The 14,143-nt window shown below is 28.4% G+C and carries 18 protein-coding genes; 17 read left to right on the top strand and 1 reads right to left on the bottom strand.

Annotated features, from left to right (window positions below):
• Positions 1-3 precede the first annotated feature (3 nt).
• From L8X33_RS02145 to purU, 8 genes are all read left to right on the top strand, one after another.
• Complete coding sequence (locus L8X33_RS02145; protein WP_263660117.1) at positions 4-930, top strand: WD40 repeat domain-containing protein; 927 nt, start codon at positions 4-6, stop codon at positions 928-930.
• Positions 917-1,252 (top strand): chaperone NapD, encoded by a 336-nt coding sequence (locus L8X33_RS02140; RefSeq protein ID WP_133318735.1) that lies wholly within the window; start codon positions 917-919, stop codon positions 1,250-1,252. The genes L8X33_RS02145 and L8X33_RS02140 overlap by 14 nt, the downstream gene beginning before the upstream one ends.
• A 2-nt stretch (positions 1,253-1,254) precedes the next feature.
• A complete protein-coding gene (locus tag L8X33_RS02135; protein ID WP_087699327.1) occupies positions 1,255-1,422 on the top strand; it encodes a hypothetical protein in 168 nt (55 codons plus the stop codon).
• A gap of 2 nt (positions 1,423-1,424) precedes the next feature.
• On the top strand, positions 1,425-2,597 hold the full coding sequence (locus L8X33_RS02130) for an MFS transporter (RefSeq protein WP_263659053.1): 1,173 nt from the start codon (positions 1,425-1,427) through the stop codon (positions 2,595-2,597).
• A 61-nt stretch (positions 2,598-2,658) separates the two neighbouring features.
• Positions 2,659-2,907 (top strand): hypothetical protein, encoded by a 249-nt coding sequence (locus L8X33_RS02125; RefSeq protein WP_087691144.1) that lies wholly within the window; start codon positions 2,659-2,661, stop codon positions 2,905-2,907.
• A complete protein-coding gene (gene ciaD, locus L8X33_RS02120) occupies positions 2,904-3,341 on the top strand; it encodes an effector protein CiaD (protein WP_263666151.1) in 438 nt (145 codons plus the stop codon). Before L8X33_RS02125 ends, ciaD begins: the two co-directional genes overlap by 4 nt.
• Complete coding sequence (locus L8X33_RS02115) at positions 3,310-4,413, top strand: CCA tRNA nucleotidyltransferase (RefSeq protein ID WP_263669829.1); 1,104 nt, start codon at positions 3,310-3,312, stop codon at positions 4,411-4,413. The genes ciaD and L8X33_RS02115 overlap by 32 nt, the downstream gene beginning before the upstream one ends.
• A gap of 2 nt (positions 4,414-4,415) precedes the next feature.
• Entirely contained in the window at positions 4,416-5,243 is an 828-nt protein-coding gene (purU, locus tag L8X33_RS02110) for a formyltetrahydrofolate deformylase (protein WP_263669828.1), read from the top strand.
• Positions 5,244-5,267: 24 nt separating this feature from the next.
• Here the strand turns inward: purU and glnA are convergent, their stop codons facing one another.
• Positions 5,268-6,698 carry a type I glutamate--ammonia ligase gene (glnA, locus tag L8X33_RS02105; RefSeq protein WP_263669827.1) on the bottom strand — a complete coding sequence of 477 codons (1,431 nt, stop codon included), beginning with the start codon at positions 6,696-6,698 and terminating at the stop codon, positions 5,268-5,270.
• A 214-nt stretch (positions 6,699-6,912) separates the two neighbouring features.
• On the opposite strand from glnA, the gene L8X33_RS02100 reads away from it, so the two are divergent.
• Genes L8X33_RS02100 through L8X33_RS02060 form a run of 9 tightly spaced genes read left to right on the top strand, consistent with a single transcriptional unit; the run spans position 6,913 to position 14,097 of the window.
• A complete protein-coding gene (locus tag L8X33_RS02100) occupies positions 6,913-7,620 on the top strand; it encodes a protein phosphatase CheZ (protein ID WP_263659057.1) in 708 nt (235 codons plus the stop codon).
• Entirely contained in the window at positions 7,617-8,873 is a 1,257-nt protein-coding gene (locus tag L8X33_RS02095; RefSeq protein WP_263660991.1) for a peptidase U32 family protein, read from the top strand. Before L8X33_RS02100 ends, L8X33_RS02095 begins: the two co-directional genes overlap by 4 nt.
• Positions 8,870-9,364 (top strand): 5-(carboxyamino)imidazole ribonucleotide mutase, encoded by a 495-nt coding sequence (gene purE, locus L8X33_RS02090; RefSeq protein WP_133318743.1) that lies wholly within the window; start codon positions 8,870-8,872, stop codon positions 9,362-9,364. Before L8X33_RS02095 ends, purE begins: the two co-directional genes overlap by 4 nt.
• Positions 9,365-9,373: 9 nt before the next feature.
• A complete protein-coding gene (locus L8X33_RS02085) occupies positions 9,374-9,880 on the top strand; it encodes a DUF3972 domain-containing protein (protein ID WP_220566839.1) in 507 nt (168 codons plus the stop codon).
• Complete coding sequence (gene glyQ / locus L8X33_RS02080) at positions 9,877-10,737, top strand: glycine--tRNA ligase subunit alpha (protein WP_263659059.1); 861 nt, start codon at positions 9,877-9,879, stop codon at positions 10,735-10,737. The genes L8X33_RS02085 and glyQ overlap by 4 nt, the downstream gene beginning before the upstream one ends.
• Positions 10,727-11,452, top strand: coding sequence for a Nif3-like dinuclear metal center hexameric protein (locus tag L8X33_RS02075; protein ID WP_263669826.1), 726 nt, complete (start codon positions 10,727-10,729; stop codon positions 11,450-11,452). The genes glyQ and L8X33_RS02075 overlap by 11 nt, the downstream gene beginning before the upstream one ends.
• A gap of 11 nt (positions 11,453-11,463) precedes the next feature.
• Positions 11,464-12,183: a zinc ribbon domain-containing protein gene (locus L8X33_RS02070; RefSeq protein ID WP_133318747.1), complete on the top strand. Its 720-nt coding sequence runs from the start codon at positions 11,464-11,466 to the stop codon at positions 12,181-12,183.
• A complete protein-coding gene (waaA, locus tag L8X33_RS02065) occupies positions 12,180-13,364 on the top strand; it encodes a lipid IV(A) 3-deoxy-D-manno-octulosonic acid transferase (RefSeq protein ID WP_263669825.1) in 1,185 nt (394 codons plus the stop codon). The genes L8X33_RS02070 and waaA overlap by 4 nt, the downstream gene beginning before the upstream one ends.
• The gene (locus L8X33_RS02060) at positions 13,345-14,097 is read left to right on the top strand and encodes a pseudouridine synthase family protein (RefSeq protein ID WP_263669824.1); all 753 of its coding nucleotides are present in this window, start codon (positions 13,345-13,347) and stop codon (positions 14,095-14,097) included. The genes waaA and L8X33_RS02060 overlap by 20 nt, the downstream gene beginning before the upstream one ends.
• The last annotated feature ends 46 nt before the right edge of the window (positions 14,098-14,143 follow it).

Here is a 14,143-nt window from a genome sequence, read left to right as displayed (position 1 = left end):
ACTATGAAAAAAATATTTTTAATCTTACTAATGAGTGTATATGTATTTAGTTATGAGCTTAAACTTGATTCAAATTTAAATGCCTTAAAACTTGTTGATAGTAGTTTGCTTATAGGACTTGATAATGGAGAATTAAATCAGTACTTTATTAAAGACAAAAAAATGCAAAAAATCACTCAACTTGATAAGATTAAAAATTTTTACGAAGAAAATCTTAGCCCTAGAATTTATAGTATTGATTACTTAAATGGGGCTATTTTGATTTTAAGTGAAGGTGATTTTGGTAGTAAAAGGCTTAGTATTTATAAAAATAAACAACTTTACAACTATAAGCTTTTAAGTGATGGAGTAAAAAAAGCTTTGTTTTTAGATGATGATACTATTTTATTAGCCTTGCTAGGTTCTAATATAGAGCTTTTTGATTTAAAAACAAAAAATATTATAAAAAATTTTACTTTCTCTAACTCAAGTTTAAGTGATGTGGTTTTAAATGAGGCAAAAACTCAATTAGTAGCAGGTTTTGAAAGTGGTGAAATAGTACTTTTTGATGTGAAAAAGTGGCAAAAAATAAAAAGTTATAAAAATCTTCATAAAGATAATATTTATCAACTTGATTTTAAAAATGCAATTATTACAAGTTGTAGCACTGATAGAAAATTAGGCATAGTGCGAAATGATCAAGAAAAAAGCATAGAAAGAGACTTTTTAATATATGCTTGTAGTCTAAATAAAAGTGGTTCTATAGCGGTTTTTGGAGATAATGAAAAAAATATTATAGAGCTTATAGATACTAAAAATTTAAAAACAATAAAAAAATTCCAAAATAAAGATTTTTTGCTAGAATATCTTATATTTTTAAACGAGCATGAAATTATTAGTGCTGGTTATGAAGATAAAATTATATTTTGGAGTATAGATGAATCTTTCTAGTGTATTGATTTTAACTAAAGAGGAAAAATTAGAAAAACTTAAAGAACAAATTCAACAAACACCATGTTGTAGTGTGGAATTAGCTCAAGAAGAAAAAATTATAGTGGTAATAGAAAGTGAAAATTTAGATGATGAGTTAAAAGCATATAAACAATTAGAACAGCTTGATGGGGTGATAAGTATTAATATGGTATTTTCGTATCAGGATTTGGATGAAGAAAGAGAAAAAATTTTAAAAGCAAATTTTGAGGCAAATACTTTTGATGAAAATTTAAAAAAAGATAATTTAGAATACTATGGTAATGTTTTTAGAAAGTATTGATTATGATTTTTTTAATTCCTTTAATTGTGATTATTTCTTCTATTTTTATCATTGATCACTTTTATTTTTCCAAAGAGAATGAAGTTGTAAAAGAAAAAAAACAAGTAGTGCAAAAAAACACCGATTCTGATAAACAAAGATATCTTGAAAATATATTAAATCAAAAATAATCATGTACACACAAATTTCATATAAAAAATTCTTTTGGATTAATATTTTAGTTGTGATTACTCTTGCTTTAAATTTAAGAGCACCTATAACTTCCATAGGTCCTATGATAGAACATATTCAAGAATATTACAATATTAATTCTACTTTAGCAGGTATGCTAACAACCTTACCTTTAATAGCTTTTGGTCTTATATCGTTTTTTGTAGCGTATTTTTCACAAATTAAAGCTTTGTTTTTTGCTTTAATTTTGATTGTCTTTGGAGAAGTTATTAGAAGTTATGGAGGAACTATAGGTTTATTTTCTGGGGTTTTTTTGATAGGAGCAGGCATTGCAATAGCTAATGTTTTATTACCTTCTTTTGTAAAAGAAAAATTTTCTAAAAATACTTATAAGATAATGGGTTTATATGGATCAATTATAGGCTTATCTTCAATTGCTGGCGTGGCCTTATCACTTCCTTTGCTTAAATTTTTTGATGTACCTCAAGCTATGTTTTTTTGGGCTATATTGGCTTTAATTGCTTTGATTTTTTATTTTCCGCATTTGAAAAATAAAAGATTATTACGCCCTAAAAAGAAAAATATTAATAAAGTGAATATCTTTTTAAACTTAACAGCCTGGAAAGTTACTATTGTAATGGGATTGCAAAGTTTTTTATCTTATAGTCTTTTTGCATGGCTTAGTGTGATGATTAGTGAAAAGGGCTTTGGAATTGACTTTGGTTCTAATGTTTTATTATTATCTCAAATCATAGGGATGCCCGTGGCATTTTTACTACCTATCATTTTAGGAAAGCTTAGATCTCGTGCTAAAAGTTTTGCTATAGTGATGTTAGGGTTTTTGTATTTTTTAAGTTTTATGATGATTTTTCTTTTTAAAGTAAAAGCGATTTTGTTTTTAGCGGCTATTTTTTTAGGTTTTGCTTCTAGTGGAGTTTTTACAATTTCGTTATTATTTATTGCTATCAAAAGCTCAAATTCTATCATAGCGGCTAAACTTTCTGCTATGTCGCAAGGTATAGGGTATTTAATAGCTGCTCAATCACCTTGGATTATAGGCATGCTTCATGATAATTTTAGAAATTTCACTTCAGGCTTTATTATGCTTATTGTGGTAGCTATAATACTTAACATTTTTGTATTTTTAGCATATAAGGCTCCTGTGATTAAGTGAAAATTAAAAATAAATTAAAGCCTTTTTTGTTAGAATTTTAGGATTTTATTTTTGTGAGTTAATAATGCGATATACAGTAACAGAGGCTTCTATTTATGAAGCACAAGGCTTAAAAGATGAGGCTTTGGAGATTTATAAAAATATATTAAAACAAGATCCGCAAAATAAAAATGCCATTGATGCTATAAGGCGTTTGAGTGGCTTGCGTTCTAATCATGAAGATTTAAATTATGATATGCTTGATTTTTTTGTCAATATGAAAAGTGAAGAAGAAATTAATGAATTTAAAAGGTGGTTGATAAAACTATGAATATAGAAGATTTAGCAAAAATGGCTATTAGTGAAGTTAATTCAGAGTTAGATAATAAAAAAAATAAAAACGATGAATTTGCCCCTATGGTAGAAGAAATTACTCAAGAAAAAAATGTTAATGCTCAAGAGAAAAAAATCAAAGAAGAAATTAGTAAGGTTACACAAGAGCTAATCCAAGAACTAGATGATTTAGAAGTAAAAGTAAAAGATGATAAACAAAATGTCGCTATTAAGGTTGAAGCTTTAGAAGAAAAAGAAGAAAGCATTATAAATAATGAAGAATTTTTCTTGAAAAATCTTAGAGAGCGTATTTTGGTTTTATTTGAAGGATTAAAAAATACCAAAGATGAGCATATGGAAAAAAGACTAGATATGACCATTACTTTTTTAGAGTTTTTACTTGCAAAGATTGAAGATAGACTTAAAAAATGACCAAGATTTTTTAAGAATTAAAAATATACTTAAGCCTTACACACAAAGGGTTTATTTAGTAGGTGGTTGTGTAAGGAATTCTTTTTTAGATTTATCTAGTGATGATTATGATATAGAAATTTATGATATTGAGCCTATACTTTTTGATGAGCTTATGCAAAAACTTGGTGCAAATGGAGTAGGAAGAAGTTTTTTTGTGTATAAATATAAAAAATTTGATTTAGCTCTAGCACGCTATGAAAATAAAATTTCTACAGGCCATAGAGGTTTTGAAGTTAAAGTTTGTAATAATGAGCAAGAAGGAGCAAGAAGAAGAGATTTTACCATTAATGCATTGATGGTAAATATTTTTGATTTTGAATTTTTGGATTTTTTTAATGGTTTGCAAGATTTGCAAGCAAAGATTATAAGACATATTGATGATAAAAGTTTTATTGAAGATAGTTTAAGAGTACTTCGTGGAATTTCTTTTGCATGTAGGTTTGATTTAACAATTGCAAAAGAAAGTTTAAAATTAATGCAAACTATGGATATAAGCGATTTATCTAAAGAGCGTATTAATAATGAACTTTATAAAATTTTTAAAACTTCAAGACTAAATAAAGCTTATGAGTATTTTAAAATTTTAAATTTAGAAGAAAAAATCTTTTTTTATCAAAGTTGTAATAAAGAATTTGAGAGACTTTTAGAGTATAGCCAAAAGTTAATTTGTGATGAGGCTTTGTTTTTGTATTTGTATTTGAATTTTTTTCATATAAGTAAAGAGGAATTTTTTAAAAAAACAAAATTAAAAAAAGAGCTTTTAAAAAAATGCGAACAAGAATTTATTTTAGGTAAAATTGATGATTTTGATTTAGCTAAAATTGCTTTAAAAATACCACTTTGCAAATGGCTTGGACTTTGGAATAATGAGCGTATAACACAAGCAAAAAAAATAAATTTATACCATCATGCTTTTGAAAGTAAAATTAGCGCCAATGACTTACTAAAGGAAGGATTTAGTGGGAAAGAACTTGGAATTGAACTTGAAAAAAGAAAATTACAAGAATTAAAAAACTATATAAAGGAGTAAAAATGAATGAGTATATTTTAAAAATTTCATGCAGCGATGAAAAAGGATTGATTTATAGAATTTCAGATGTTATTTTTAAATATAGAATCAATATTATAAAAAATGATGAATTTGTTGGAGAAAATCGTTTTTTCTTTAGGGCACATTTAGAAGGTGAGCTTGATATAAAAGCTTTTAAAGGAACGCTTGAAGCTATGCTTCCTGATAATGCACAAATTGAAATTACTTCAAAGAGAAAAAAAGATATTATTGTTTTAGCTACTAAAGAAACTCATTGTTTAGGTGAGTTACTTATCCGTCAATTTAGTGGAGAATTTAATGCAAATATTAAGGCAGTTATTGCAAATTATGATGTATTAAAACCTTTAGTGGATAAATTTAACATACCTTTTCATACTATTTTAGCACAGGATTTAAGCAGACAAGAGCATGAAGAAAAACTACTAGAGTGTTTAAAACAATATGAGTTTGATTATATTGTTTTAGCAAAATATATGAGAATATTATCTCCATCTTTTGTAGAGAATTTTGAGGGAAAGATTATTAATATCCACCATTCTTTTTTACCTGCATTTATAGGAGCTAATCCTTATAAGCAAGCTTATGAAAGAGGGGTAAAGATTATAGGCGCAACAGCACATTTTGTAAATAATAACTTAGATGAGGGGCCAATTATTACCCAAGATGTTATACCAGTTACTCATGAATATTCTTGGCAAGCTATGCAACAAGCAGGGCGCAATGTAGAAAAAAATGTTTTTTCTAAGGCCTTGGATTTAGTGTTTGATGATAGGATTTTTATATATGATAATAAAACAATAGTATTTTAATCTTGATGCTAAAAAGCATCAAGATTAGCATGAATAGCAAGTTTTAAACTCATATGCAGTTGGTCTAGCTTCTACAGGCCATACTTGGGTTTCAAATTTTATATGTTGATAATCATCAATAAATACATCACTCATAACAGGCTTTAAGAAGGCATTTTTTCTAATGAGTGCTTCCAAAGATCCTCTTAAAGTGTGAGGTAATTGCTCTATACCTTTTTCTCTAATCTCATCTAGGGTTAGTGCAAATAAATTTTCATCCATAGGGCCTACCGGTATGGTTTTATTTTTAATACCATCAAGTCCTGCCATAAGCAAGCTTGTAAAAGCTAGGTAAGGATTGGAAGTGCTATCAGGAAATCTTATTTCAACTCTTGCGCTTTTTTCATTAATACCATAAGGCACGCGACAACTTGCAGAGCGATTTTGGCAAGAATAAGTTAGTATACAAGGTGCTTCAAAACCTGGAACTATTCTTTTATAAGAATTTGAACTAGGATTGGTAAATGCAGCAACACTTCTTGCATTAGCTAAAATTCCACCGATGTAATTAATCGCATATTCACTTAATTTTCCATATCCTTCTTTATCATAAAATAAATTTACTCCATCTTTCCAAAGGCTCATATGCACATGCATACCACTTCCATTATCTCCATAGAGTGGTTTTGGCATAAAGGTCGCTGTTTTTCCATTTAAATGTGCTACCATTTTAACTACATATTTATAAATTTGTACATTATCAGCAGCTTCAACTAAATTTCCAAATTCTACACCAATTTCAGCTTGTCCTTGTGCTACTTCATGATGATGTACGAAAGTTTTTAAACCAACTCTTTCTAAAACTTGTACCATTTCAGCTCTAATATCCACACTAGAATCAATAGGACTTACAGGAAAATATCCACCTTTATTTCTTGGGCGATGTCCACTATTGTAACTATCTGTAAAATCTTTATTATCATTCCATTCACCTTCTTCGGTATCTACTTCATATTTTGCACAGTGAGAAGAATCAACTATTTTTACATTATCAAAAATAAAAAATTCATTTTCAGGACCAAAATAAGCAGTGTCAGCGATATTGCTTGTGCTTAAGTGTTGCATTGCTTTTTTAGCAATACTTCTTGGGCATTTTTCATACATTTGATCTTTGTAAATATCATATACATCGCAAATTACTATGATAGTAGGATCAGCTGTAAAAGGATCTAAAAACGCACTTTTCACATCAGGTTTTAAAATCATATCTGATTTTTCTATAGGCTGCCAACCATGCAAAGAGCTTGCGTCAAAAGGAATTCCGTTTTCAAAGGTTTTATCATCAATTGCTTTTATATTATAAGTGATGTGATGCCAAGTGCCTATCATATCAGTAAATCTAAAATCAACAAATAAAACTTCATGTTCTTGACAATAACTAAAAAACTCATCAATGTTATTTACAAATTTACCCATTTTTTCTCCTTTTTATTTTTTGGGTTTTTTAATTTATTTTATAGATTGTAGTATATTTTTTTTAAATTAAGTTTAAATTAATATTTTTTTTATAATCAAATTAAAAAAAAGATTATTTTGTGTAAAAAAATAATTAATTGGTAAAATTAATGTTGATTTATATTTTTTTGTAATATAATCTCGCATTAGTTTTTTTATTAAAAAAGGTGTAACAATGACTCAAGAAGAATTAGATGCTTTAATGAATGGCACTGAAGACTTAGATCTTGATTCTGTAGAAGAAACAGAAGAAAAACCAGATACAGATTATGAAGATGAGGAAAAAAATAAGCAAATTGTTAATGATATGATTAATGGTGATTATAAAGCAAGAGCGGATATGGCTTGGCCACCACCACCACCTAGTAAAGAACATAAAGTTGTACATCAACTTGATGATGTTACAAGAGATAGTGAAATAAAAGCCACAGAGATGATGGAAAAATTAGAAGCTATTAACGACTTTTTTGCAAATTCTGAGAGTGATCTTTGTGTAATCAGCGATGCTTTAAATAAAAATATAGAAATTTTTGAAAAATTAAATGCAAAATTTCCTAATGTGGTAAGCTTTAAAGAAGCTATTGAGATAAATAACAATGCTAAAAATATCATAGATGAGATTACAGGTTGTTTACAAACTGGGCAAGATGAAGTTATGATGGCAATGGATGCTATGCAATATCAAGATATTCATCGTCAAAAAATTGAGCGTGTTATTAATGTTATGAGAGCTTTAAGTAGATATATGAGTAGTTTGTTTGAAGGTAAAATTGATGATGAAAAACGCGTGGGATCTGCTGTGCATATCGAAGGAGATACAACTGCAGATGTTGTAAGTAATGATGATATTGAGGCATTAATCGCAAGTTTAGGAAAAAAATGATTATTCCTGAAATAGTAGCTCCTGCAGGTAATTTTACAAAATTAAAAATAGCTTTAGCTTATGGAGCTGATGCTGTTTATGCAGGAGTGAGTAATTTTTCATTAAGAGCAAGAACTGCTAGAGATTTTAATTATGAAACTTTTAAAGAAGCTATTGATTATACGCATGCAAAAGGAAAAAAAATTTATGTAACGATTAATGGATTTCATTTTAGCTCACAAATTGAAGGTTTGAAAAGGCATATTTTAAAACTAAAAGAAATGAAACCTGATGCTTTTATAGTAGCTTCTGTAGGTGCTATGCGTTTGGTTAAAGAGCTTGCACCTGAAATCAATCTTCATGTATCAACCCAAGCTAATATTTTAAATTACTTAGACGCTCAAGTTTATAAAGATATGGGAGCTAAGCGTGTTGTTATAGCAAGGGAACTTGGTTTAAAAGATGCAAAAGATTTGAAAAATAATTGTGACATAGAGCTTGAAAGTTTTGTCCATGGTTCTATGTGTTTTGCGTATTCTGGCAGATGTTTGATAAGCTCAGTGCAAAGTGGACGCATGAGTAATCGTGGATCATGTGCAAATGATTGTAGATTTAACTATGAACTTTATGCAAAGAACCCAGAAACTAATACACTTTTTAGACTTGAAGAAGATGAGAATGGCACGCATGTGTTTAATTCTAAAGATTTAAATTTAAGCTCGTATATTCAAAAAATTATGCAAGAAGATTGCATTCATGCTTTTAAAATAGAAGGAAGAACGAAAAGTGAGTATTATGTAGCTTTGACTACAAGAACTTATAAAATGGCAGTGCAAGATGTGTTGCAAAATACTTTTGATGCGGCTAAGTATGAAAAAGAAATTCATACTTTAAAACACAGAGGTTTTACAGATGGATATTTAGTTTCAAGAGCTTATGAAAAAACCGATTCAATAAATCATAATACAAGTATAGAAGAAGGAACCCATCAAGTGCATGCTATTAGCGAAGATGGTGAATTTTTTAAATGTAAGGGTAGGATAGAATTAAACAAAGAATATGAAATTCTAGCTCCGGTTGATTCTAATATAGAATTAGGGGAAAATAAACTAGGTTTAGTATATGAAAATGAAGGAAAAAAATTCATAGTGTTTAAACAATTATTAGCAAAAAACAATAAAGAATTTAGTGAAATTCATAGTGGTAATGAAAATGAAATTACTTTGCCATTTAAACTTCCAGAATTTAGCTTTTTAAGAAGGAGTGTTGAATGAAATTTGTTTCCATATTGATGGGAAGTAAGAGTGATTATGATATAGTAAAAGAAGCTTTAGGAATTTTGGAAAAATTTGATGTAAAATATGAAGTCTTGATCACTTCAGCTCATAGAAGTCCTCAAAGAACCCAAGAATACATCAAAAATGCTGAAGAAAAAGGTGCAAAAGTATTTATTGCTGCAGCGGGTATGGCAGCTCATTTAGCAGGAGCTGTTGCAGCACATACAACAAAACCTGTTTTAGGTATACCTATGCCAGGAAGTAATTTAGCTAGTATGGATTCTTTATTTTCTACTGTGCAAATGCCAAGTGGAATTCCTGTAGCAACTGTGGCTATAGGTAAAGCAGGGGCTATTAATGCAGCTTATTTGGCAGTGCAAATTTTAGCAATAGAAGATGAGTCTTTAGCGCAAAAATTATTAGAAGATAGACAAAAACAACAAGAAAAATTAATCCAAGATTCTAATACAATTGAAGTTTTTCTTTAAGGAGCGTATATGCAAACTTACTTGGAATTAAAAGAATTTTGTCAGTTAGTTCATTTATCCGAAGATGTTGTAAAAGGAATGATGGCAAATGGTGCTTTAAATTTCAAAGAAGAAGAAGGTAAAATTTATATAGAAGCTAATCAAGGTACTTTTAGCGTAGTTCCTTCAAGTTCAAAGCAACCTGCTATGGTAAATTCTATGACCTTGGCAGGAGAAAGTTTTGTAGAAAAAACTATAGGGACTATTTTAAATTTACATGAAAAAGTTCTTGATGCTAAGGATGAAACCTTAGAAGCTTTAAAGGGTGAAAATAAATTTTTAAAAGATGCTCTTTATTCTATGCAAGAGCTTTATGATGAGGATAGAAAAACTATAGAAAATCTTAACGAGCAACTTAAATATGCGCGTAATGAAGTTGAATTTCTAAAAAGAAAATATAAAATGATGTGGAATAAAACAGTGGAATTATATGCAAATTCGCCTGAGAAGTCTGAAGAATTAAAGGAAGAAAAATGACTTTTTCTCAAATGATTTTAAATTTACAAGAATTTTGGCAAAAGCAAGGTTGTGCTATTATGCAACCTTATGATTTTCCAGCAGGTGCAGGGACATTTCACCCGGCAACTTTTTTAAGAAGTTTAGGTAAAAAACCTTGGGCGGCTGCTTATGTAGCACCAAGTAGAAGACCAACTGATGGAAGATATGGTGAAAATCCTAATAGGTTGGGTGCTTATTATCAATTTCAAGTTTTAATTAAACCAAGTCCTGATAATATCCAAGAATTATATTTAAAAAGTTTAGAAAATTTAGGCTTTGATTTGAAATCACATGATATTCGTTTTGTTGAAGATAATTGGGAAAGTCCAAGTTTAGGTGCTTGGGGTTTGGGCTGGGAAGTTTGGCTTGATGGTATGGAAGTTACACAATTTACTTATTTTCAACAAGTTGGTGGTATAAGCGTAGATTTAGTTAGTGCTGAAATTACTTATGGCTTGGAAAGACTTGCAATGTATTTACAAGATGTAGATAATGTATATGACATAGTTTGGAATGAATTTAACGGCGAAAAAATTACCTATAAAGATGTTCATAAGCAAGGCGAGTTTGAATTTAGTAAATATAATTTTGAAGTAAGTGATGTAAAAACTTTAAATGTACAATTTGAAAATGCTTACAATGAGTGTAAAAATGCATTAGATGCAAAACTTGCTTTACCAGCATATGATTATTGTATGTTAGCAGCACATACTTTTAACTTGCTTGATGCAAGAGGAGCTATTTCAGTAACTCAAAGACAAGATTTTATGCTTAAAATTAGAGAATTATCTAAAAGTTGTGCTTTAGTATATAAAGAAAGTTTAGATGAAAATTAAAGAAATTTATGATTATTTAGATACTATTAGTCCATTTAATACGCAAAGTTCATGGGACAATAGTGGTTTATTGCTTGGAAATTTCGATCAAGATGTAAATAAGATTTATCTTGCGCTTGATGTAGATATGCATTTAATTGAAAATGCAAGCGAAAATTCACTTTTTATAGTCCATCATCCTTTAATTTTTAAAGGTTTGAAGAATTTAAGTGGAGTGCTTTATCCGCAAAATCTTCTTACAAAAATGATACAAAAAAATATAGCCTTGATTGCTATGCATACAAATTTTGATTTAAGTCATTTAAATACTTATTTTACTAGCGAAATTTTGGGTTTTAAGATCAAAGAACAAAATGAATTTTTGATCTATTGTGATGTAGATTTTCAATTAGATACATTAGTTGATCATGTTAAAAAGTGTTTAAAGCTTAATCATATTAGGGTTGTTAATGCTCATCAAGAAAAAATAAAAACTTTAGCAATATGTACAGGCAGTGGTGGAGATTTGATTTCTAGTGTAAAAGCAGATTGTTTTTTAAGTGGAGATTTTAAGTATCATCAGGCCTTAGAAAGTTATCATAATAAACTCAATTTGATTGATATAGGTCACTATGAAAGTGAGTTATACTTTGGTGAAATTTTAGCAAAAGATTTGCAAAAATTTCATTTAGAAGTTATAATATCAGTTTCAAAAAATCCATTTCAATATTTTTAAGGAAAAAATCAATGAATAAATATTTAGAACAACTTATAGCTTTATCGCAAATTGATAAAGAGTTAGATGGTTTTGCAAATAAAGTAGAAGATGCTACAAAGGATTTAAAAGAAAAGCGTAATTTGCTTGATAAAACTGAAGAAGAAATTGCAGGTTTTGAAAAAGATATTAAAGATATAGAAAATCAAAAAATACAAAACAATAACCATATTGCAGAATTTGGTGTGAAAATTAAAGAAATAGCCAAAAAAAGTGCTGCAGTGAAAACTGAAAAAGAAGCAAATGCTTTAAAAATCGAAGAAGATATAGCTAAAGAGCAACTTGATGCAGCAAATGAAGAGATAGAAAGATTAGATAAAATTTTAGAAAACAAAGAAAAATTTATACAAGAATTGCAAACTAAGAGAACTGAACTTGAAAATGAAGTGGATCAAATAGATGCTCAAACAAAAGTTGTATTAGTTGATATTGAAAAAGAAAGATTAGAGATTTATGATAAAAAAGTAAAGCTGGTTGGCGAAATAAATCAAAAAGTTTTAACTTTTTATGAGAAAATTAGAAAATGGGCGGGAAATAGTGCTGTAGTTCCTGTGAAAAAACATGCTTGTTATGGCTGTTTTATGAGAATTTATGATAAAACTTATTTAGCAGTTTTAAAAGGTGATGAAATCGTAACTTGTCCGCATTGTGGAAGAATTTTATATAAAGAAAAAGAAGAAAATCAAAATTGATTTTTTTTTATTACATTTTTGCTGTGATTATATATGTAATCGCAGTTCCTTTTTTGTTGATTTTAAGTTTTTGTAAAGAAAAATATAAAGTATCTCTAAAATCTAGATTTTTTCTTTACAAAAACTTAAAACAAGAACAAGGAGATATATATTTTCATGCTTGCTCCTTTGGGGAGATTAAAAGCATTGCTCCCTTAATAAAACTTTTTCCAACTTGTAAAATTTCAACCATCACGCAAACTGGATTTAATGAAGCTTTAAGACATTCTAAAAAAGTAAATTTTTTACCATTTGAAATTTTTATACCTTTTTGGATGAAACCTTGCAAAGTTTTGATTATTTTTGAAGCAGAGCTTTGGCTTATGCTTGTATTGATGGCTAAATTTTATAATGCAAAAGTTATTTTATTAAATGCTAGGATTAGTGATAGATCTTTAAAAAACTACAAGCGTTTTAGCTTTTTTTATCGTTTGATTTTTAAATATATTGATGTTGTGTTTGCGCAAAGTCAAAAAGACAAAGAAAGGTTAGAGTGTTTGGGTGCTAAAAATGTTGCAGCATATAAAAATATCAAAGCATATATAAAACAAGAACAAGTGAAAAATTATTCAAAACCTAAGGCTAGGGTTATTATATTTGCTAGTACGCATGAAAATGAAGAACGATTATTGCTTAATGAGATTAAACTAGAAGAAAATGATAGATTAATTATCGCTCCAAGACATCCGGAGCGTTTTGGTGAGGTTGAGGGGATTTTAAAAGATTTTTGCCAAAAAAATCATTATAATATGCAAAAATTTTCAGACTTTACTTTAAGTGAAAATGATTTTGCAAATTTTTTTAAGACCAAGTGTTTATTACTAGATACTTTGGGTGAGCTAGAAAGTTTTTATAAGATTAGTGATGTAGTTTTTTTGTGTGGCTCTTTTGTAAAAAATATAGGTGGGCATAATCCTATAGAAGCGGCTAGATGGAATAATGTTATTATCTCGGGGAAATATTATTTTAATCAAGAAAGTTTATATCAAGAAGTTGATGATTTGTATATTTGTGAGAGTGTAAAAGATATAAATGATTTTTTAAAGCAAAAATTATCACAAGCACGAGTTAAAGAGCAAAATGATTTAAATGAAATTATATTAAGTATAAAAGAAGGTTTAGATGCAAGAAAAAGCTTATAAATTGCTTGCAATGCAAGAAAAAATTTCTAATAATGCAGCAAAGGATTTGATTGATAAAGGCTGTGTTTTTGCTATGGGTAAAAAGGTTGTTATAGCTAGAGCTTTAATGAGTTCTAAAACAAGATTTGTTGTGCAAAAAATAAAAAAAGCAAAAATACTTTTTGAAGATGATAAAATCATAGCCTTAAATAAGCCTTATGGAGAAATTAGTGAGAATTTAGAAGGTGTTTATAATGCTAAATTAATTAACAGGCTTGATAAAGAAACAAGTGGAGTTTTGCTTTTAAGCAAAGATGAGGAATTTAGACTAAAATGCATTCAAGAGTATAAAAAACAAAATGTTTATAAAAGCTATTTAGCTATTGTCGATGGAGTAATTGCTGAAGAACTTGAAATTTGTGAAAAAATAACTACTATAAAAAATAAATCCGGAGCTTTTAGTAAAATCGATAAATTTGGCTTAGAAGCTCATACTCAGGTTATACCTTTAATGGTAAATGCAAAAAAAACTTTAATAAAAGCAGTCATTAAAACAGGTAGAACACATCAAATCAGAGTGCATTTAAATCATATAAAACATGGTATTATTGGCGATGAAAAATATGCAAAAAATAGCTCTTCTAGAATGTATTTGCATTCTTACGAAACGCATATTTTTGATTATCAATTTAAAGCTTTACTTGATGAGAGTTTTAATGCTTATGGTTTTGAAATAAAAAATTTAAATTTTTAAAGGCGTTTAAAGCTAAAAGGGTTTATAATTTAGCTTTTTAGAATTT

Origin of the sequence: Campylobacter sp. CNRCH_2014_2849 (assembly GCF_025772845.1) — a bacterium.
Classification (GTDB): domain Bacteria; phylum Campylobacterota; class Campylobacteria; order Campylobacterales; family Campylobacteraceae; genus Campylobacter_D; species Campylobacter_D lari_D.
This window is presented reverse-complemented; position numbering and strand designations above follow the sequence as displayed.

Coding starts and splice junctions, on each gene's coding strand:
- glyQ (WP_263659059.1), top strand. CDS start 9,877: ATGACTTTTTCTCAAATGATTTTAAATTTACAAGAATTTTGGCAAAAG.
- purU (WP_263669828.1), top strand. CDS start 4,416: ATGAATGAGTATATTTTAAAAATTTCATGCAGCGATGAAAAAGGATTG.
- L8X33_RS02135 (WP_087699327.1), top strand. CDS start 1,255: ATGATTTTTTTAATTCCTTTAATTGTGATTATTTCTTCTATTTTTATC.
- glnA (WP_263669827.1), bottom strand. CDS start 6,698: ATGGGTAAATTTGTAAATAACATTGATGAGTTTTTTAGTTATTGTCAA.
- ciaD (WP_263666151.1), top strand. CDS start 2,904: ATGAATATAGAAGATTTAGCAAAAATGGCTATTAGTGAAGTTAATTCA.
- L8X33_RS02085 (WP_220566839.1), top strand. CDS start 9,374: ATGCAAACTTACTTGGAATTAAAAGAATTTTGTCAGTTAGTTCATTTA.
- L8X33_RS02140 (WP_133318735.1), top strand. CDS start 917: ATGAATCTTTCTAGTGTATTGATTTTAACTAAAGAGGAAAAATTAGAA.
- L8X33_RS02070 (WP_133318747.1), top strand. CDS start 11,464: ATGAATAAATATTTAGAACAACTTATAGCTTTATCGCAAATTGATAAA.
- L8X33_RS02095 (WP_263660991.1), top strand. CDS start 7,617: ATGATTATTCCTGAAATAGTAGCTCCTGCAGGTAATTTTACAAAATTA.
- L8X33_RS02145 (WP_263660117.1), top strand. CDS start 4: ATGAAAAAAATATTTTTAATCTTACTAATGAGTGTATATGTATTTAGT.
- L8X33_RS02075 (WP_263669826.1), top strand. CDS start 10,727: ATGAAAATTAAAGAAATTTATGATTATTTAGATACTATTAGTCCATTT.
- L8X33_RS02130 (WP_263659053.1), top strand. CDS start 1,425: ATGTACACACAAATTTCATATAAAAAATTCTTTTGGATTAATATTTTA.
- L8X33_RS02060 (WP_263669824.1), top strand. CDS start 13,345: ATGCAAGAAAAAGCTTATAAATTGCTTGCAATGCAAGAAAAAATTTCT.
- purE (WP_133318743.1), top strand. CDS start 8,870: ATGAAATTTGTTTCCATATTGATGGGAAGTAAGAGTGATTATGATATA.
- L8X33_RS02100 (WP_263659057.1), top strand. CDS start 6,913: ATGACTCAAGAAGAATTAGATGCTTTAATGAATGGCACTGAAGACTTA.